18 protein-coding genes and 3 tRNA genes are annotated in these 19,454 nt (G+C 67.6%); 12 read left to right on the top strand and 9 right to left on the bottom strand.

Features of this window, described 5'->3' with window-relative positions:
* On the bottom strand, positions 1–1,196 hold a 1,196-nt coding region (locus tag V9G04_16765), incomplete at its 3' end, for a PQQ-binding-like beta-propeller repeat protein (protein MEI2714890.1).
* A 69-nt stretch (positions 1,197–1,265) separates the two neighbouring features.
* Between V9G04_16765 and V9G04_16760 the strand changes: the two genes are divergently transcribed.
* From V9G04_16760 to V9G04_16745, 4 genes are all read left to right on the top strand, one after another.
* Complete coding sequence (locus tag V9G04_16760; GenBank protein ID MEI2714889.1) at positions 1,266–1,682, top strand: hypothetical protein; 417 nt, start codon at positions 1,266–1,268, stop codon at positions 1,680–1,682.
* 10 nt (positions 1,683–1,692) lie between these two features.
* A complete protein-coding gene (gene purF, locus V9G04_16755) occupies positions 1,693–2,721 on the top strand; it encodes an amidophosphoribosyltransferase (GenBank protein ID MEI2714888.1) in 1,029 nt (342 codons plus the stop codon).
* A 13-nt stretch (positions 2,722–2,734) separates the two neighbouring features.
* Complete coding sequence (gene purM / locus V9G04_16750) at positions 2,735–3,817, top strand: phosphoribosylformylglycinamidine cyclo-ligase (protein ID MEI2714887.1); 1,083 nt, start codon at positions 2,735–2,737, stop codon at positions 3,815–3,817.
* Positions 3,818–3,938: 121 nt separating this feature from the next.
* Positions 3,939–4,127, top strand: coding sequence for a DUF3073 domain-containing protein (locus V9G04_16745; protein MEI2714886.1), 189 nt, complete (start codon positions 3,939–3,941; stop codon positions 4,125–4,127).
* 60 nt (positions 4,128–4,187) lie between these two features.
* Here the strand turns inward: V9G04_16745 and V9G04_16740 are convergent, their stop codons facing one another.
* Positions 4,188–5,186 carry a serine/threonine-protein kinase gene (locus V9G04_16740; protein MEI2714885.1) on the bottom strand — a complete coding sequence of 333 codons (999 nt, stop codon included), beginning with the start codon at positions 5,184–5,186 and terminating at the stop codon, positions 4,188–4,190.
* A gap of 42 nt (positions 5,187–5,228) precedes the next feature.
* Between V9G04_16740 and V9G04_16735 the strand changes: the two genes are divergently transcribed.
* A complete protein-coding gene (locus tag V9G04_16735) occupies positions 5,229–5,789 on the top strand; it encodes an RNA polymerase sigma factor (GenBank protein ID MEI2714884.1) in 561 nt (186 codons plus the stop codon).
* 6 nt (positions 5,790–5,795) lie between these two features.
* Here V9G04_16735 and V9G04_16730 read toward each other — a convergent pair whose 3' ends face one another.
* From V9G04_16730 to V9G04_16720, 3 genes are all read right to left on the bottom strand, one after another.
* Positions 5,796–7,238: a hypothetical protein gene (locus tag V9G04_16730; protein ID MEI2714883.1), complete on the bottom strand. Its 1,443-nt coding sequence runs from the start codon at positions 7,236–7,238 to the stop codon at positions 5,796–5,798.
* Between the two features lies 1 nt (position 7,239).
* On the bottom strand, positions 7,240–9,735 hold the full coding sequence (locus V9G04_16725; GenBank protein ID MEI2714882.1) for a hypothetical protein: 2,496 nt from the start codon (positions 9,733–9,735) through the stop codon (positions 7,240–7,242).
* A 112-nt stretch (positions 9,736–9,847) separates the two neighbouring features.
* Positions 9,848–11,053: a hypothetical protein gene (locus V9G04_16720; GenBank protein MEI2714881.1), complete on the bottom strand. Its 1,206-nt coding sequence runs from the start codon at positions 11,051–11,053 to the stop codon at positions 9,848–9,850.
* A gap of 154 nt (positions 11,054–11,207) precedes the next feature.
* Between V9G04_16720 and V9G04_16715 the strand changes: the two genes are divergently transcribed.
* From V9G04_16715 to V9G04_16705, 3 genes are read left to right on the top strand one after another with little or no spacing between them, the layout of a single operon-like run.
* Entirely contained in the window at positions 11,208–12,611 is a 1,404-nt protein-coding gene (locus V9G04_16715) for an aspartate aminotransferase family protein (GenBank protein MEI2714880.1), read from the top strand.
* Complete coding sequence (locus tag V9G04_16710; GenBank protein ID MEI2714879.1) at positions 12,608–14,152, top strand: FGGY-family carbohydrate kinase; 1,545 nt, start codon at positions 12,608–12,610, stop codon at positions 14,150–14,152. The genes V9G04_16715 and V9G04_16710 overlap by 4 nt, the downstream gene beginning before the upstream one ends.
* 19 nt (positions 14,153–14,171) lie before the next feature.
* On the top strand, positions 14,172–15,350 hold the full coding sequence (locus tag V9G04_16705) for a DUF480 domain-containing protein (protein MEI2714878.1): 1,179 nt from the start codon (positions 14,172–14,174) through the stop codon (positions 15,348–15,350).
* A gap of 14 nt (positions 15,351–15,364) precedes the next feature.
* Here V9G04_16705 and V9G04_16700 read toward each other — a convergent pair.
* Positions 15,365–15,441, bottom strand: a tRNA-Phe gene (locus V9G04_16700).
* Between the two features lie 116 nt (positions 15,442–15,557).
* Between V9G04_16700 and V9G04_16695 the strand changes: the two genes are divergently transcribed.
* Both V9G04_16695 and rpsT read left to right on the top strand, forming a co-directional pair.
* Positions 15,558–15,630: transfer RNA gene (locus tag V9G04_16695), tRNA-Glu, on the top strand.
* Between the two features lie 243 nt (positions 15,631–15,873).
* Positions 15,874–16,155: a 30S ribosomal protein S20 gene (rpsT, locus tag V9G04_16690; GenBank protein ID MEI2714877.1), complete on the top strand. Its 282-nt coding sequence runs from the start codon at positions 15,874–15,876 to the stop codon at positions 16,153–16,155.
* An 88-nt stretch (positions 16,156–16,243) separates the two neighbouring features.
* On the opposite strand, the gene V9G04_16685 is transcribed toward rpsT, so the two are convergent.
* Positions 16,244–16,945, bottom strand: a complete 702-nt coding sequence (locus V9G04_16685; protein ID MEI2714876.1) for a response regulator transcription factor — start codon at positions 16,943–16,945, stop codon at positions 16,244–16,246.
* A 151-nt stretch (positions 16,946–17,096) separates the two neighbouring features.
* Between V9G04_16685 and V9G04_16680 the strand changes: the two genes are divergently transcribed.
* Entirely contained in the window at positions 17,097–18,482 is a 1,386-nt protein-coding gene (locus V9G04_16680; protein MEI2714875.1) for an O-antigen ligase family protein, read from the top strand.
* A 55-nt stretch (positions 18,483–18,537) separates the two neighbouring features.
* Positions 18,538–18,608: transfer RNA gene (locus V9G04_16675), tRNA-Gly, on the top strand.
* Here V9G04_16675 and V9G04_16670 read toward each other — a convergent pair.
* Together V9G04_16670 and V9G04_16665 are read right to left on the bottom strand one after the other, a co-directional pair.
* A complete protein-coding gene (locus tag V9G04_16670) occupies positions 18,582–19,067 on the bottom strand; it encodes an FHA domain-containing protein (GenBank protein ID MEI2714874.1) in 486 nt (161 codons plus the stop codon). The two genes, V9G04_16675 and V9G04_16670, sit on opposite strands and share 27 nt — an antisense overlap.
* Positions 19,064–19,454, bottom strand: a 391-nt coding sequence (locus tag V9G04_16665) for an FHA domain-containing protein (protein MEI2714873.1), incomplete at its 5' end; no start/stop codon positions are given. The genes V9G04_16665 and V9G04_16670, both read right to left, overlap by 4 nt.

Raw genomic sequence — 19,454 nt, 5'->3', positions numbered from 1 at the left:
CCCTGACTCGGCACCCGGCCGATCAGCACGCTGCGAGAGTTTGTCGCCGGGTCAGTCACCGAGCCGCCCGCACGATCGAGTTCGTGCAGTGCCAGCCACGACTCCTCCCCGTCGTCACCGGTCACGAGTCGTTCGCGCAGCACCCGTCCGCGGAAGAGGCCGAGCGTACGTGTGGTCTTGTCGTCCAGATCGGTCCACAACTGGTTCCCGGTCTTCAGGGAGTACGCGTAGCGCCCCGGATCTGCCGGGCCGTAACCACCGAGCAGCACCCCGTTCGCAAGACCCAGGCGGACGAAGCCCTGGCTGGGCAGCGACCACCCGACGGAGCGGACCGGAGTGCCCTTGGCATCGAAGACGCGCAACATCCGGTGCCCCTTGAGCGAGGTGTCGAGTACGAGCGGCCGCTGCGCCACCACTCCTGCGACGTTGGCGCCGACCCGATCCACCGAGATCCGCCACCTCGACGTCAGATCGTCGTTGTTCAGGACCTGGAAGGTCGCCTTCCCGGCGTCGGTGCCGATGAGTTCGTCGCCGACCTTGCCGAAGTCCGGGCCCGCATCGAGCTTGACCGCGATCGTGTTGCCCGCCAGGGCGCTGGCGTTCGCGCACACCGAGTCCGCGGGGGCGACCGGCTTCAAACGGCGCCCCTCCGCCACGCCGAAGCGGATCACCTGACGGCACTTCCCGGTGGCCGCCACGGCCAATCGAGACAGTGACACCGAGGGGGTGCCCTTGGCCAGGGGCTCGATCGCGTGACGCCAGCGCCACGAGCCGTCGGCCAGACTCAGGGCGGCGACGTCCGTGCAGCCCGTCTTCGTGCGGAGCAGCAGCGCGCCGATGTCGCCGGCGTTCTCGGAGATCGTGCAGACGCCGGTCGTGCCCCGGGGCAGCGCGGCGGTCCAGGCGGCCTTGCCGGACGCCAGGTCGTACGACCTGATCTGCTGCTTGCCGACGACCGTGACCCTGTCCTTCGTGGTCCAGGCCCGCAGTCGGCCCGCCACCTGGGCACCCGCAGGCGCGGGCGCGGTCCAGGCGGCGTCGAGCAACGCAGGGCGTACATCCGCGGTGCTCGGTGCGGTCGGAACTTGCGGGCCTGCCTGCTCGGACTCGCACGCCGTCGTCATCGCGACCACCAGCAACACCGGCGCGATCACGCGCGGCAGCACTCGGCTGCGGCCACGGCGGCAAGCGGTCATGTGGCGGTCCTCACTGTCCATCCAGGTGGGCGGGCTCGATGATCCCACGACCGCCTAGACTGCCTTGCTGTGTGCGGAGTCTTCGGCGTGTGGGCCCCAGGCGAGGACGTAGCCAAACTGACCTACTTCGGTCTCTATGCCCTGCAGCACCGCGGCCAGGAGTCCGCGGGTCTCGCGGTCAGCAACGGTCGCCAGATCCTGGTGCAGAAGGACATGGGCCTGGTTTCACAGGTCTTCGACGAGTCGTCGTTGGAGTCGCTGCGTGGCCACCTGGCCATCGGCCACGCCCGGTATTCGACGACCGGCGCCTCGACCTGGCACAACGCCCAACCGACGTTCCATCCCACCCAGGACGGCTCGCTCGCTCTGGCCCACAACGGCAACCTGATCAACACCGCCGATCTGGCCAGGGCCGTCTCCGACCACGGTGAGGCCGACGGCGAACTCGAACTCCACGTCAAGCTTCCCGGGCGAGACCACCAATGACACGGCGGTCGTGACGTCTCTGCTGGCCCACCACCCCGACACCTCCCTCGAAGAGCGGGCGATGGAACTGCTGCCGACCGTCGAGGGTGCGTTCTCGTTCGTCTTCATGAACGAAGACACGCTGTACGCCGCCCGCGACCCCGAGGGCATCCGCCCGCTGGTGCTGGGGCGCCTGGATCGTGGCTGGGTCGTGGCCAGTGAGGACGCCGCCTTGGCAACCGTCGGGGCGAGTGTCGTACGCGAGGTGGAGCCGGGCGAGTTGATCGTCATCAACGAGGACGGCCTGCGGTCTCGCCACTTTGCGCCGCCGCGCCCCAAGGGCTGTGTCTTCGAGTACGTCTACCTCGCTCGCCCCGACGCCACCATCGCCGGGCGCAGCGTGCACGAGGCGCGCGTGGAGATGGGGCGTCAACTGGCGCGCGAGTTCCCGGTCGAGGCCGACCTGGTGATGCCCGTGCCCGAGTCGGGCACCCCAGCGGCCACGGGTTTCGCCGAGGAGTCCGGCATCCCCTTCGGACAGGGCTTCGTGAAGAACTCGTACGTCGGGCGCACCTTCATCCAGCCGTCACAGACGCTGCGCCAGCTCGGCATCCGGCTGAAACTCAACGCGCTGCCTCACATGATCCGGGGCAAGCGCATCGTGGTGGTCGACGACTCGATCGTGCGTGGCAACACCCAGCGAGCTCAGGTGCGGATGCTGCGCGAGGCCGGCGCGGCGGAGGTGCACGTACGCATCTCGTCCCCGCCGGTGAAGTGGCCGTGTTTCTATGGCATCGACTTCGCGACCCGCGCCGAGTTGATCGCCAACGGGCTGGCCATCGAGGAGATCCGCACCTCGATCGGCGCCGACTCGCTGGGCTACATCACCCTCGACGGCATGGTGCAGGCGACCGGACAGTCGAAGGACGCGCTGTGCCTGGCCTGCTTCACCGGGGAGTACCCCATCGCCTTGCCGGACGAGTCGCGCCTGGGCAAGCATCTCTTCGAATCAACTCTCGGCGCCGCAACCGAGTCCCTTCCTGTGCGCAACAACCCCTGACCCGGAGGACCCCGTGACCGATCAGCCCACCGCCACCGAGGGTGCGTACGCCACCGCAGGGGTCTCGATCGACGCGGCCGACCGCGCGATCGCGTTGATGAAGACCTGGGTCGAGAAGACCAACCGCCCCGAAGTGATCGGCGGTCTGGGTGGCTTCGCCGGACTCTTCGACGTCAGCGTGCTGAAGAACTATCGCCAGCCGCTGCTCGCGACGTCCACCGACGGTGTCGGCACCAAGGTCGCGATCGCACAGGCGATGGACATCCACGACACCATCGGCTTCGACCTGGTGGGCATGGTCGTCGACGACCTGGTCGTGTGTGGGGCCGAGCCGCTCTTCATGACCGACTACATCGCGTGCGGGCGGGTCTTCCCCGAGAAGATCGCCGCGATCGTGAAAGGCATCGCCGAAGCCTGCGTCGTCGCCGGCTGCGCGCTGATCGGTGGCGAGACCGCGGAGCACCCCGGCCTGATGAAGCCGGAGGAGTACGACATCGCAGGGGCCACCACCGGGGTCGTGGAGGGTGACCAGCTGCTCGGCCCGGGTCGCGTACGCGCCGGTGACCTGGTGGTGGCCATGGCGGCGTCCGGCCTGCACTCCAACGGCTACTCGCTGGTGCGGCACGTGCTGCTCAACCAGGCTGGTTGGGCGCTGGACCGCCACGTCGACGAGCTGGGCCGCACCCTGGGCGAGGAACTGCTGGAGCCCACGCGCATCTACGCCAAGGCCTGCCTCGACCTGGCCCGCGGGGTCGAGACCCACGCGATGGCTCACATCACGGGCGGGGGATTCGCGGCCAACCTGGCGCGGGTGATGCCCGTGGAGCTCACCGCGACGGTCGCGCGGAGCACCTGGCAGCGCCCCGCGATCTTCGACCTGGTGCAAGAGGTCGGCTCGGTCGAGCAGGCAGACCTGGAGGCCACGCTCAACTGTGGCGTTGGGATGGTCGCGCTGGTCGACCCCGACTCGGGTGAGCGTGCGATCGAGGCACTGGCCGAGCACGGGATCGAGGCCTGGGTCGCGGGCGAAGTCACCGCAGCGGGAGCCGACGACGGGGGTTCCGTACGCCTCGTCGGTGCTCATCGGGCGGGTTGAGTCGCGGGAACAACCACCTAGCAGGTAGCGTTGGCGTCACGATATGTGACCGATCAGACCGGGACCCCTGCGCCGTCGGGCGCCCAGGGCGCCGGCCAAGTGTGCGAGGGGGTCGGACCCTATGGGGCGCGGCCGAGCTAAGGCAAAGCAGACGAAGGTCGCTCGCGACCTGAAGTACCGCACTCACGAGACGGACTTCGGTGCGTTGGCGCGAGAGCTGCATGGTGAGAGCGATCAGCCCGAGAGGGCAGAGACGCCACCCGACGACGAGTACGACCGCTGGTCGGACTACGACGCACGTCGCGACTAAGTCGCGGACCGCTCGACCCGCCTCGGCCCCACTGTGGGTCGACGGCGTGAACGAGCCCGCTCAGAAGCGGCCGGTGGCCAAGGCGTACGTCAGCCCGAACGACACCGCCAGCACGACCAGGAACACCGTGACCAGGAACGGTCGTGAGATGTCCGGTCGTGAGATGTCCGGGCGCACGACGGGCCGGTCGACCCCTGGCGCGGGTTCGCGTACGCGCTCGGGCACTGCCTCGCTGTCGCTCGCGGTCGGCTCGTGCGACAGTGCCGTACGCAAGGCGTCGACGAACCCGTTGACGTCGCTGAACCGCGCCTCCGGATCCGGATCCAGTGCGGTCAGCAGCACCTGGTCGACCGCGACCGGCACCTCGGCTATCGACGACGGTGGTGGTGGCAAGGATGCGTGCGCGAGTTCGGCCAGGCCCCCCTCGCGGACCGGCGCGCCCGTCAGCAGGTGGTAGGTGACCGCCGCGAGAGCGTGGATGTCGGCGCGCTTGTCGACACCGAGCCCTCCGGCCTGCTCGGGCGCCATATAGGCCGGGGTGCCCACCACCTGGGTCAGCCCCGACGCATGCAACTCGGCCTTCGCCACGCCCAGGTCCGCGACCAGGACGCGTACGCCACCGTCGCGGGTGCTGCGAAGCAGCAGGTTGGGCGGCTTGATGTCGCGGTGGATCACGCCGAGTTCGTGCAGCACCCGCAGGCCCTCGCCGGCCTGACTGATCAGGTCGAGCACCCGCGCCGGCGCCACCTGGACGCCGTTGCTGGTGAGGCGTTCGAGCGAGCCGGCGTCGGCGTAGGTCATCACGAAGTACGGAGTGTCGTCCTCCTCGCCGATGTCGTAGACGCGGACGACGTGGTCGCTGTCGGCGCGCCGCAGGATGCGCGACTCTTCGAGGAATCGCTCGCGTACGTCGAGGCGCTGGGCCCAATTGTCGGCGAGTGCTTTCACCGCGACGTCGGAGTCGAGCTCGTCGTCGTGATAGAGCCAGACGGTCGCGAAACCGCCTGCGCCGAGCCGCTCCACTCGCCGCAGCCGACCGAGACGTTCGGGCAGTGGCACGGTGGGTATTGTGCCGCAGGCGACCCGACGGGAGGGGGAGGCATGGTGGGCGGTTCGGCGGAAGCCGTGGACCTGGAGGCGTTGGCGGCGGCTGCGGCGCAGGGCGACCGGGTGGCGCTGGAGGACCTGCTCGCCCAGATCCAGCCACGCGTACGCCGCATCTGCGGCCGGATGCTGCTCTACCCCGAGGACGCCGAGGAGGCGGCCCAGGACGCGCTGATGCTGGTCGCCACGAAGATCTCCTCCTTCGCCGGCAAATCGAAGTTCACGACCTGGTTGCACGCCGTGGCGTCCAACAGCGCCCGCTCGACCTATCGCACCCTGAAACGGCGTGCCGCCGAGCGTACGACCGACGAATTGCCTACCCACGCCGATCCCCGCACCACCAGCGTGATCGCGGGCTCCCGGCTCGACCTGCTCGACGCGTTGGAGGTGCTCGCGGAACAGAACCCCGACCTCGCCGAGGCGCTGGTCCTGCGCGATCTGCAGGAGCTCGACTACGCCGACATCGCCGAGCACCTGGGCATCCCGCTCGGGACCGTGAAGTCCCGGATCCACCAGGCCCGCCAGACGATCCGCCCCCTCCTGCGCGTCACCGATTAGCGCGAGTCAGCAGATCTTCCCCGCCGAGTCAGCAGAAATCCCCGCCGAGTCAGCAGGTCTTCCCGTCCGCATCACCACCACATCCCCGTGCGTGCCGTACCCCAGCAACGAAGAGCCCCAAGCCGTCCCGTCGAAGGTCGCCAGCAGCCAGCCGTCGTCGACACGCGCGACGTTGGGCCAGGGGATGTTGGAGCCGTACGCCGCGTCGAGTCGTCCCAGTTGGGTGAAGTCGAGATCGAAGACGGGGTACGACTTGCGCGCTCCGCGCCGTCCGTCGCGACCATCGGAGGCCAGGATCCGCCAGTCGTCGCCAGCGCGCACCAATGTCGTCCCCTCGGTCGCAACCCGACCGGTTGCGACCGAACGCACTTGCCACGAGTCGAGGTCTGCTCCGACAGCGAGCCCCGGATGGAACGAGAAGAACCTGTGCGCCGTCACGAAGCCCAGCAGCCACTGATCACCGTCACGCACGAGGTGTGGATCCCAGACGGCGACTGAGTCGAGCACGTCCTCGGGTGACAGCAGGGCCGTCGTGGCGAGCACGTGCCGTCCCGAGAGGAGGTCGGCATCGGAGATCGCCAACCTCACCTCCACGTGTGAGCGAGAGGGGTCGTACGCCGAGAGCCCGGCCGCCTCTCGCTTTCGCGACACCGCCGGACTGGACGGCAACCCGAAATCGCCCCACGTCGACGTCGCGACGAGCCACCGCGAGCCGTCGCGGATGAGGTGGGTCGAGTGGTCGCCGTACACCAGTGCGTCGTCATCGCGGCTGAAGAACAGGTCGCTGCGATGTTTCAGCGCGCCCGTGTCCGGGTGCAGCGTCCACACCCCGGTGTGCGCGGTGTCGAAGAAGCCAGGCCCGGCATGCGTGGCCGTGAGGACGAGCGAGTCGCCCTCCCACACCGGATCTCCCGAAAGATCGCTGGCGAAGCGAAGGTCGCGCAACCCCAACTGCCCGAATGCTCCGGCGCGGACCGCCCGTGCCCCACTCCAGGTGGCCACGAGTTCGGAGCAGAAGGTGAGGTCGCGCGTCGGCATCGGCAGCGGCCGTTCGGCGACGTCCGCTCGGGCGCGCGGTCGCCACTCGCCTGAGGCGAAGGAGAAGGCCGTGGCGTGGGACCCCGTCAGCGTCAACGCCAGCGATTCGGGTGGTCTGCGTACGCGTCCATGTCGGCGGCTGCGATGCACCGACGTGGTGCCGTCGGGGCCGGTCACCCGCAACTGCACGATGCCGGCCGTGCGGTCGTACTCCGCCGCGACGCGATGGCCCAGCGACTCCAGGCCGACGGAGCTGCCGGGGCAGTCGTCGAGCGTGGCTTCCACAGTGACGTACGGCGCGGGTTGCGGCAGCGGCGCACTGCGGGCCTGCGAGGAGGTGAGATCGACGAAGCCCGGCGCGATCAGATCGAACGGACGTTGTCGCCCGACCACCTCGAAGCGACCCAGCATGTCAACGCAGCCGGGCGAGGTAGGCGAGTCCGGAGCGTACGTTGCGCAGCCGCGCCTCCCAGGTGATGCCGAGCGTGATCAGCACGGCGCCACCGACGCCGATCAGCACCCACGGCGGGATGTCCGCTGCGTACGGCCGGATCTCGACCAGCACCAGCAGGCCCCCGACGACCGCGCCGACGACCACGGGGGCCGTCCAACGCCAGGCCACCCCCAGCGCCAGCAGAGCCAGACAGCCCAGACCCAGCAGCAGTGCGCGCAGGTTGCTCGGGGGTACGAAGGTCACCCACAGCAGCGAGGGGATCGTCGCCAGCAGCAACCCGGCGAGCAGGGCGCGCATGGTCGAGATGGAGCGGTCGCGACGCAGCCACCACAATCCCAACGCGATCAACACGAGCGCGGACGGCAGCGTGTAGGGCTCGGGCTGGGCGACCCCAATTTCTCGCAGTCGCACCCAGGTCGCAGCGACAAGGAGGAGCCCGCCCAGGGGTGCCACCAAGCGGCGGTCACGATTGACCAGCGACGTCGCGACCACGGCGACACCGGCCAGGGTGAGATAGACGGCAGTGTCGGCCCAGGTATTGATCTGCGCTTGCGAGCAGACCATGCCCGTGATCAGTGCGGTCAGTGCCGCTCCGCCCTCCACGGACCACCGCGGCCGGAATACGATCAGGACACCCAACGCCACGAAGACGGGGACACCCGACCACTCGGTCGCGATCCCAGCGGCTCGCGCTGCCTGGGAGAGGGCGATCCCGGCAGCGATCGGTGTGATCGCGCCACCGGCGAAACGCAGTGACTCGTGCCGACTGATCAGGTGCATGCCGCCGGCTATCGCCGTGATGCCGAGTCCGGTGGCGGCCAGCAGGCCGACCGACGGCAACGACGGGATCCAGGTACTCGTCGCCAACATCAGCGCCAAGATGCCACCCGCGATCCGAGCCCACGGATGGACCTCGCTGCGCTGGGTCCACCAGGCGAGCAGTCCGGCGCCGAGCAGGGCCAACAAGATGCCGCCCGCGACCGGGCGGTCGTGCGCCACCCAGACGAAAGCGCAGGCGGTCAGCACCGGTGCCGAGGCAGCTGCGGCGTCCCAGCCGCTCAGCGGACCACCTTCGCGCCACCAGATCACCAGCGCGGCGAGGGTCAACGAGGTGACGAGCGGGATCAGCAGCCAGACGTGGCCGGGACCACCGGTGGCGATGTCGTACGTCCACTCCTGCTCGCGCCCGGCCACGGTGTTCCATCGGTCGCTGATCTGAGCCACACCCGCGAGCACCACCACACCGCCGACCAGGCTCGCGCCGATCAGCGGCACCAGCGGCACGGTCCACCACGCACGCGCAACCAGCGCGTAGATCAGCGTCCACACCGCCAGCACGATCGTGGCCGCCGCCGCGATCTCGGAGAATGTGCCGGACAGCGCAGGGAATCCGGCCCAGAGCGTGACCAGGGCACCCGACACGGACACGAAGACGCCCGCGAAGGCAGGGCGTTCGCGCCAGCGTACGGCGGGCAGCGCCACCAGGACCGCCGCAGCGAAGAAGGGCCAGCCGGTCATCGTGCGCAGCCACTCGTCGTACCCCGGCGTCTCGATGCCGCGGCCGATGCCGCTGAACACCAGGTGCAGCCAATACAGCCCGGCCGAGGCGGCGTACCCGAAGGAGACCGCGGTCAGTCGCAGGTGGTCGAGCAGCAGTGACACGCCGATAGCGGTGGCGACCCAGATCGCGCTTCCGAGCTCACTGCTGGGCAGGTTGGACAGCAGCCCGAGCGGTACGGCGAGCGCGGCAATGGCCGCGATGATCTGCACGGACCAGGGCCGACGCAGCCCGAGGCGCTCGAAACCGAGTGCGACCGCACACCCGCCCACGGACAACGAGAGTCCGGCGATCGTGGCGAACTCGGCACCGGTCGGGTCGCCCAGCCACCCGGCGTTCTCGGCACCGAACAGGTCCAGCAGGAGCAGCCCGAAGGCGACGGTCAAGAATGCCTCGGATGCGATCCGGAGTCCACGGCGCATCAGCCACCAGCTCGCGCCGCCGAAGGCCAGTGTCAGTGCGACGAGGACAGCCGTACGCCCGCCCACGCCCAACCAGCCCCACGCGAAAGCCAGGAAGATCAGGGACGCCACCAGCAGGCAGAAGGCGCCGAGTCCGAGCAGGATCACCGGAACGCTCGGCAGGGTGAGCCCCGAGCGCGGCGGCACTGGCAGCGGCGCTCGGGCCTGCGGAACTCCCTGGGGCACTGCCTGGGGTGCGCCCACTTCCGGGGCGTACGCCGACCGCGTCGCAACTGCGCCGCGCAGGCTGGCGACCAACTCGTCGGCACGCGTGAGGGTGCCGAAGAGTTCGAGGATCGTCTCGCCCTGGAGTGCGATGCCGCACCGTGGGCACGTGACCGGTGCGACCGGCAGTGGTGAACGGCACGAGGGGCACGCGGACGGGTCGGCGTACGTCATCGCCGCGACGGCTGGCTCCGAGGGGTGTGGTCTCACGGCCGTATCGTCTCGCGAAATGAGCATCCCGCTCAGTCGCGGGGGACTCAGGCGGCCTGAGCCGGGGTGCTCATGTGCAGAGCGACCCCGCCCCCGGACCGGTCTTGGCAGATCAGTTGAGCTTCATCCGAGGCTCACCGTTGAGCAGCCCGGTGGCGGAGATGGTGCACGACCCACCCTTGGGTGCGCCCACGTTCCAGGCCTGGCGTACGCAGTTGCGCAGCGCCAGTTGGCCCCAGTAGTTCGGGTGCAGCGACTCCTGGATGAAGTAGTTGCTGGTGGCGGTCGAGACGGTCCGGATCTGGTCGATCCACTCGGTCTTGTCGACGGCACCTGCCGACTGCCAAGACGCGAGACCTTTCTCCTCCAGCAGGCCGACGGTGTTCTCGCACAGGCGGCGACCGTTGAACGCGCTGGCGAGGTTGAGCTGCTTGACGTTCGGCAGGCCCGAGTCGGCGACGGCGCCCGCGACCGCACCGTTGATCGTGGGGAGCGCCGTGCTGTTGGCCCAGTCGGCGTCGGCGTTCCAGAAGCCGCAGCCGCCGGTGTTCTGGCGCGAGTAGCCGCTCTGGCTGTAGCGGATCGCCGAGCCGCCCGGCAGCGGCGACATGTAGTTCTGCACCAGCAGTGTCCAGGAGGTGTCGCCGTAGCCGGCGTTGCGCATGGCCGTCTGGATGTTGCGGTAGGCCGCCGCGATCTTGGCCCGCTGCGCACTCACGTTGCTCGCAGTGAACTTCGAGGTCACCATCGAGTCGTCGTAGCAGTAGTCCTTCCACAGCGACGACGACGCAAGGAAGTTCTGTACGCAACGCTGCACCACGTCGGCGAAGCCGAAGTCGTTGCCGCCGATGGACACGACCACCATCTTCACGTTGTTGGTCGCGGCGAACTCCTGCAGCATCAGCGCCTGGCCCTTGCCGCCGGTGCCGTTGTAGAAGTCGAGGCCGGGCTTGAAGTATGTGTCGTTCGTGGTGTTGGTCGTGGCGCCGGAGCAGGCCAGGTTCTTGCCCTGGAGGGTCCCGATGAACGCCTCGGCGGACTTGCTGCGGTGGCAGCGGTTGATCGTCTCCGCGTTGTTGGTGGCGTTGTCGAAGTACGCCTGGGAGCCCAACGCGTCGATCGTCGACGCCGAGTTGTTGGTGTTGCCCGCCCAGCGGCCGGCCTCGCCGGAGATGTAGGAGTCACCTACGGTGACGACCCATCCGGAGCCCACGCCCGGACCGTCCGCCTGGGCGGCAGGGGCGGCGACGGCCATCAGACCGGTGCCGAAAAGGGCTGCGACGCCGGTCGCGAGCAGACGCGTGAAACGTGACGACAAGGGAGGCTCCTACGTGAGAATGTGTCGACCCGGCGGCGGGGTCGGTTTGGCGCTGTGTGATAGTCGGACGGGCGCGCCCGCCGAGTGTGACGTAGGCCCCATGTTTTCCGGCAAAAGTCACTAGATCCGTCTAGACCATTTCCCTGGAGGTCGCGTGTCCGACTACCCGTACGCCAGCCGCTTCACCGTCAACCGTGCGCTTCCTGAGCATGGCAGGGGTCAGGACGAGATCCTGGCCGAGCTCCAGGCGATGGCGACGGAAGAGGATCGCGCCTGGGAAGGGGGCCGGGTCTCGGGGACGATGTATTGCGGCGACCACGACCATTACGCGTTCTTGACCCAGGCGTTCGCGAAGTTCGCGCATGTCAATGCGCTCCAGCGCGACCTGTGCCCGAGCTCGACCAGGTTCGAGGGCGAGGTGATCGCCATGACGCTGGATCTGATGCACGGTGGCGACATCGTCGACACCGAGCCCGGTGGTCTGGTGACGTCCGGCGGGACCGGCAGCATCATCCATGCCGTACTCGCCTATCGCGATCACGCGCGTCAGACCCGCGGCATCGCCCAGCCCAATTTCGTGATGCCGGAGACCGGCCACCCGGCGTTCGAGAAGGGTTGTCACCTCTTCGGCGTCGAATGTCGCAAGGTGGCCATCGATCCCGACACGACCACGGTCACGGTGGCGGCGATGGCCGAGCAGATCGACGAGAACACGGTCGCGATCATGGGCTCGGCCGGCAACTATCCGTACGGCACCATCGACCCGATCCCCGACCTGGCGGCACTGGCGGCCGAGCGTGGTGTCGGCATGCACGTCGACGCCTGCCTGGGGGGCTTCATCCTGCCTTTCGGCGAGGAACTCGGTCGCGACATCCCGCCCTTCGACTTCCGGGTCCCCGGGGTCACGTCGATCTCGGCCGACACCCACAAATACGGCTACGCATTCAAGGGCTCGTCGGTCGTACTGTTTCGGGACAAGGCGGTGCGCAATTCGCAGTACTTCCACAACGTCGACTGGACCGGCGGCAAGTACATGTCGCCGGGCATCGACGGGTCCCGCTCGGCAGGTCTGCTCGCCGCCACCTGGGCGTCCTTGGTCAAACTCGGCCGCGAGGGCTATCGGGCGTACGCCGAGGAGATCTTCGCCACCGCCGACCAGATGATGGCGATCGTGCGTTCGCACCCCGAGCTGCGGATCATGGGCTCGCCGACGTTCTGCTTCTCGTTCACCTCGGACGACTTCGACATCTACCACGTCGCGGACTTCATGCGCCCGCTCGGCTGGCGCTTCAACGGCCAGCAGTACCCCAACGCCATCCACATGGCCGTGACAAGGCCGCAGACCCAGGAGGGTGTCGTGGAGGCGTTCGCGCGAGACCTCGCGGCGGCAGTGGAGTACGCCAGGGAGCGCCATGCTGCCGGGGAGCAGGCATTGTCCGGCGCGGTCTACGGCGGGGTGCCCGGCGGGCTGGAGGGCCTCACCGAGGATGTCGAGGAGTTCATCGTGCAGATGATGGACGCCATGCTCGATGCCCAGACGGCATTGCCGCCCGCATGAGAGATCCGCTGGTCCTCGCGATCGACCTGGGCAGCGGCGGCCCGAAGGTCGGGTACGTCACCTTGCGTGGGGAGCCGGTGTGGTGGACGTACGAGCGCGGTGACGTGCTCGGCGGCGCCGCCGAGCAGGACCCAGAGGAGTGGTGGCAGACGATTACGGGTGCCGCCCGGCGGGGGATCGTCGAGGGAGGTGTCGACGGGAGCGCCGTCGTCGGCGTTGCGGTGACCGGTCAGTGGGCCAGCACGGTGCCCGTCGACGACGAGGGTCGGCCGGTCGCAGAGTGCCTGATGTGGAGCGACGACCGCGGTTCCGAACACAGCCGGGAGCGCTTCGGCGGACCCATCGCCGGGTATGCGCCCAAAGCGCTGGCGACCTGGCTGCGTCGCTCGGGCGGCATCCCGTCCGCGTCCGGCTGCGACCCGGTGGCGCACATGCTGCACCTGATCCACGACCGCCCGGAGGTGATGGCCCGGGCCAGATGGTTCCTGGAGCCGGTCGACTACCTGACCATGAGGTTCACGGGCCGAGCCAGCGCGACCTCGATGTCGATGACCGCTGCCTGGCTGACCGACAACCGCGACCTTGACCGACTCGCGTACGACCCGGCCCTGGTCACGTTGGCGGGGGTCGACGCGACGAAGCTGCCGCCCCTGGTGGCCGCCGGATCGTTGCTCGGAGTCGTACGCCCCGACGTGGCCGCCGCGATCGGCATCTCGCCTCGTGCGCAGGTGGTCACCGGCATGCCCGATCTGCACAACGCCACGGTGGCCTCCGGGTGCGTGGACCTCTATCGCCCGCACCTCTCGCTGGGCACGTCGTCGTGGGTCAGCTGTCCGTTGCCCGCGAAGAAGACCGACGTGGTCCGGCAGATGGCGGCCGTACCCGGAGTCGGCGTGGGTGGTCGCTATCTGCTCGCCAACAACCAGGACAACGCCGGCCGTGCCCTGGAGTGGTTCCGCGCGGCGTTCGCCCCGGAGATCGAGTACGAGGACCTCGCGGCGCTGGCGGCATCCGCGGTGCCCGGCTCCGGAGACATCATCTTCACGCCGTGGCTCTCCGGTGAGCGCAGTCCGATCGACGACCGGTTGGCTCGCGGCGGTTTCCACAACCTGTCCCTGGCCACCGGTCGCGCCGAGCTCGCGCGCGCGGTCCTCGAAGGTGTCGCGTTCAACATGCGTTGGCTGATCGAGGCAGCCGAACACGTCGCCAAGACCCGCTTCGAGCCGATCCGGACCCTGGGCGGTGGCGCCCGCATCGATCTGTGGTGTCAGATCCTCGCCGACGTGTGCGACCGCACGTTGGAGCGGGTGGCCGATCCGTTGGTCGCGGGACTGCGCGGCGGCGGGCTCTACTTCGCAGTCGCCAGCGGGGCGATCGCTGCCGACGAACTGCACGCTCTGGTTCCGGTGGAACGCACGTTCCGGCCCGACGCGGGAAACCGCGAGGTCTACGACCGTCTCTTCGCCGAGTTCGCCGGTCTGCACTCACGCAACAAGAAGATGTTCGTTCGGCTCAACGGCACCAGAGAACGCACGGGCTGACTCGCTACGCTCGCCAGCCATGGACGCGCTCGACGCCATGGACCAACGGATCCTCGGCAGCCTGCTGGAGAAGCAGGTCACGGTGCCGGCGACCTATCCGCTCACCCTCAACGCGATGCGCACCGCGTGCAACCAGAGCAACAGCCGCGACCCGGTGTCCGCGTACGAGTCACGTGACCTCGAACTGCGCTGTCGCGAACTCAAGGATCGTGGGTGGTTGCGGATCGTCCCCGCCGGCCGGGTGCTGAAGTATCACCAACTCGTCGACGAGCGCCTCACCCTCGCTGTCGAGGAACGAGCCGTTCTTACCGTGCTGCTGCTGCGCGGGGCATGCTCGCCCGGAGAGCTCAAGACCCGCACCGAGCGACTGCACCACTTCGCGGACCGGGTGGCGGTGGAGCAGGTGCTCGCGTCGCTTGCCGGGCGCGACACGCCTCTCGTACGCCAACTGTCACGCCGTGCCGGACAGCAGGACCACCGATGGGTCCACCTGCTCGGACCGGTCCCCGACACGGAACCTGATGCCTCGGCGCAAACCGTTGATCGCGAGGCGGTGCTGCGCGAGGGTGCGTACGCACGCGACGTGCTGGTGCGCGAGTCGTACGACCGGGTGGCAGCGGCCTTCGGTGCCGACCGGGAGCACGAGCCGGAGGTGCCCTTCGACGGCTGGCTGCTGCGGCGACTCGCAGTTGAGGCCGAGGGGCCTGCGCTGGACGTGGGCACCGGACTCGGCAACGTCGCCGCCACCGTGGCGTCGGCCGGTGCCCGCGCGGTGGGGCTCGACGTGTCTGAGCAGATGGTGACCCAGGCACGGCTTCGCCACCCCTCCCTGACCTTCGAGGTGGGCGACCTGCGCTCGGTAATGCGACCACCGGCTGCGCGTGGCTGGGCATTGATCACGGCGTGGTACGCCCTGGTCCACCTGGCGGAGTCAGAACTCCCGGTCGCGGTGGGTGCGCTGGCGCGCGTACTGGACGAGGACGGTGTCCTCGCGCTTGCGTTGTATGTCGGCGACGAGGTGCGACCGGGCTCGCCCATGCGAGCCGAGCCGGTGGACCTGGAGTACGTCTGCCACTCGCGCGAGGCAGTGCTGGCTGCCGTACGTGCCTGTGGTCTGACGCAGATCGAGTGGTACGAGCGTGGGCCGCTCGCTGGTGAATCAGAGGTGACCCGGCTCTATGTGATCGCCCGGCGATGACGCGTCGAGAACTGTGGTGGCCAGGGGCGGGGTCGAACCGCCGACCTTCCGATTTTCAGTCGGACGCTCGTACCAACTGAGCTACCTGGCCGTGCTCGTGAACGAGCGAGCAGAACCATACCTGCCCACGGGCGACGACGTGGAATCGGCACTGGCGCCAGGTTCTGTCTATGCTTGGCCACCGTTGCTCCGTGAGGTGCAGCAAAGGCCCCCATCGTCTAGCGGCCTAGGACGTCGCCCTTTCACGGCGGTAGCACGGGTTCGAATCCCGTTGGGGGTGCAAGTGGCGATAGCCAGGTCGAGAGTGTGGCCCTGATCCACCCGCGGATTTGGGGTGAACAGTCCGGCCCGGTTAGAGTTCCACCGCTTCACCACGTGAGGCACAAGCAAGAAAGATTTCATCCTGGCCCCGTAGCGCAGTTGGTTAGCGCGCCGCCCTGTCACGGCGCTCTACACGTGTTGTACTCCCCCCGCTCCACGCCTCCAATCAGAGACGATTGAGGTAATCGACGGAGGATTTGAATTGGCTAATACGGAATCTGCAAAGAAGCGCATCAGACAGACGGAAAAGCGCACCGAGCGCAACCGTCACTACCGGGCTGCGGCCCGCACCCACGTTAAGAAGGTGCGGCGTCTGATCGCTGAGAACAAGCTGGATGAGGCCGAAGCGGCGGCGCGGGAAGCCTACTCGACGCTCGACAAGTCGGCCGGCAAGAACATTGTTCATCCGCGCAACGCCGCCCGGCGCAAGGGCCGCCTGATGGCTGCCCTGGCCGAGGCGCGCGCCGCGGCGCCGAGCAAGTAAGCTCGCCGACGAGCATCGCGACTGGTTTTTGACCAAGCACCATCGGCAACGGTGGTGCTTTTTTGCGTTTCCGATGGGGAGTGTCGTTCTAGACGGAGTCGTCGCTCGGCGCGGGAATCAACAGCACGTACCCTTTGCCGCGGACTGTCTTCAGGAATTGCGGCCGACTGGGGTCGCTTTCGATGCACTCGCGCACCCAACGAATGTGAACGTCCAGCGTGCGCGTGTCGCCAACGAAGTCAGTTTGCCAGACGGTTTGCATCAGTTGGCGGCGGGTCAACAGCGTGCCCGGCTGGCGGACGAGCGTTTCCAGTAGCAGGGCCAGTTTGGGTGTTAGAATGAACTCGCCCTTGCCGGCCACGCCGACAGAGCGCTTGCTGCGGAAGAGGGTAATGTTGCCATAGCGGACGATCTCTTCGCGGCTGCTGTCGGCCGGCAACAGCGCGCGCGTCCGGTTCAGCAACTTGCGTGCTGAGTAAGGTCGTTCCAGATAGACGTCGGCCCCAGCGCTGCGGTCTTCTTCTTCACCGCTGGCCCGGCTATGGATAATAGGGATTAGCTCGACAGAACGCCGTAATCGCCGGCAGTTGCGAACGCCGTTCGAGCGCATCGTGGAGGCATCGAAAACGATCAGGTCCGGCGTGCGGGCCTGGGCTTGCAGCCAGTCCAGCGCTTCGGCGCCAGTGTGGACAACCGTTACCTCATAGCCAGGCTTCAGGAGCATGGGCCGCAAGGAATCGCGACCAGCATTGTGTCCCTCCACCAGCAAGACGAGCGGACTCGAAGGCATCTTTACTCCTGTTCCCTCTACAGGCAGACGCGATTATAGACCCTCACCCGCGCGAGGCAACCCAATTCCAACGCCATTTTCACTCAATCCTGCTTGCGATTGGCGTCCGGGGCCGCTATTATGTTCATGATCGCGACAGGTCACGATACTGATGCGTAATATCGCCCAGAAGCTCCTCCAGTGGGAATGGCTTATCCTTGTGCTGCTCATCCCGGTGACGCTGCTGCCGTTTGGAATTGGCAGCGTCGGGCTGCTACTCATTCCCCTGCTGTGGCTGGTGCGCAAGGCGGCGACGGGGCTGTGGATCACGCCTACCCCTTACGACCTGTCCATCTGGCTCCTGCTGGCGATGGTCGGTGTCAGCTTCGCCATGTTGTTTGATCCGTTGGTCAGTGGGCCGAAGATCGCCGGCATTCTGTTGGGCATCGGCTTGTTCTACGCCACAGCCGCTGCCGGCCGGCGCAATCGGGGCCTATGGCCGATTGTCGGCTTTGTCCTGTTGACGGGAACGCTCATGGCTGGGGTGGGTCTAATCGGCGCGGAGTGGCAGCCGCCGTTCGAATACCTCAACCAGGTGCGCGTTAGGTTGCCGCTGCCCGGCGGCGTTCCCGGCACGGTAGGTGGCATGGTCAATCCCAATGAGCTGGCCGGCACCCTGAGTTGGGTCTTGCCGCTCATGCTGGCCTGTTTGCTGGCCGGGTTGCGTCGGCCTACACCGGCCCGCCTGCCGGCCATGCTGGTGCTGCTGCCGGCCATGCTCTTCACCGGCTTCATACTCGTGGCGACGCTGTCGCGCGGCGGGATGCTAGCCGGCGCCACCGGTCTTCTGCTGGTCGTAACCCTCTTTCTTCCACCCCGCTGGCGTCTGGTGCTGGCGATCGGACTGGCGGTCGCTGCAATCGCCCTGGGGGCTTACGTCGGCAATCGCTTGGACCAAAACCTTGTGGGCGACGCCGTGGGGCTTAGCGGACGGCTGGAGATTTGGTCGCGGGCCTTGCTGGGCATTGCCGACTTCCCCCTGACGGGGATGGGAGTCAACGCCTTCCGCCGCGTAGTGCATGCCCTCTACCCACTGTATAGCATCTCAGCCGAAGTCGATCTGGGCCACGCCCACAACCACCTGTTGCAAGCGGCGCTTGACCTGGGTCTACCCGGTTTGGTCAGCTATGTGGCTATCTGGTGGATTAGCGCCGGATTATTGTGGAGCACATACCGTCGCCTGCACCAGCGCCGCGCCGCACGCCACCCCTACTACGGCTTGATGGCCGGGCTGGCCGGTTCACTGCTGGCTGGTTGGGTATTCGGCATCTTCGATGCAGTGGCTCTTGGTGCGCGCCCCGGGTTCCTGTGGTGGTTGCTGCTCGGCCTGACAGCCGGTGTTCACTACGCCGTCGTCTACTCTGGTCAATCGCTGCGCCGCAGCCGGCGGCGCAGCGTTCCCCAAACGGCCAGGCCGCCGCTGACTACCCCCACTGAGAATCGGCCGCCGCCGCGCCGCTTGCCCCAACCGCTGCCGCCATCCGGGCCGCCCCAGTAAGAAGACCTCACTGCTTGCAACTTCACGCCGGACAGCATATAATGCCTGTCAGTAGGCGGCATTGGTGAAGTGGTATCACAGCAGCTTCCCAAGCTGTTATCACGGGTTCGAATCCCGTATGCCGCTCTCGTTTTCCCCCTCGCGTCGCCCCGGAAGCTCCAACTTTAACTGCACACCGCCGATCGTCAGCACGTCACCAGCCGAAATCACGGTCGGATTGGTCAGGGGCGCATCGTTGAGTACCGTGCCGTTGCGGCTACCGAGGTCTTCCAGCCACCATTGTGAATCCCGCCAGGCCAACAAAGCGTGTTCGCCGGAGACGTAACCTTCGTTGAGAACGATGGTGTTGCGGCTGTTGCGGCCGAGCGTCGTCATCGGCGAGAGTTCATAGAGTGTGTCGAGGTGAGGACGTTCGCCTGTGTTGGCAATGACGCGCAACGCCCCCAGGCTTGGCCCTTGCCCGGTCATCGCCCGACGTGTGGCGCGCAGGTCTTGCCGCAGATACCAACCGACGGCCGCGAAGAAAGCCAGCAGCAGCACGGCACTGATGATTCGCAACAACAGCAGCAGAATGGGGGTCGTCATTCGTAGGGCTTCAGCATTGTCGTGTCCAGTTCGTCATCGACGGCCGCCGACAGTTCGGCCAACGGTTTGTCGCGCCCCTCGCCATAGACGAGCATCACGTCACTGAGGGCGATCACGTCGCCGGGGCGCAGAACGTGCTCCCGGATCGGGATGCCGTTGACTGCCGTCTGCTCGTGGCGGCTCACGTCGTAGAGGACGAAGTACCGTTGCCGCCAGCGTATTTGGGCATGTTGACGACTGATCGATGCCAGGTCGAGGACGATGTCGTTGTCCATGCGCCGACCGATGCGCGTCACCGGCCGGTCGAGCGCAATGTGCTGCCGCCCCTGGACGATCAGAAAAGCGTCGGCGGCACGAATCGCCGACAGCACGGCGTCGCCCGGATCG

It is taken from the genome of Nocardioides sp. (genome assembly GCA_037045645.1).
GTDB lineage: Bacteria > Actinomycetota > Actinomycetes > Propionibacteriales > Nocardioidaceae > Nocardioides.
Note: the sequence above shows the minus strand (reverse complement) of the source record. Positions and strands in the feature narration are given on the sequence as shown.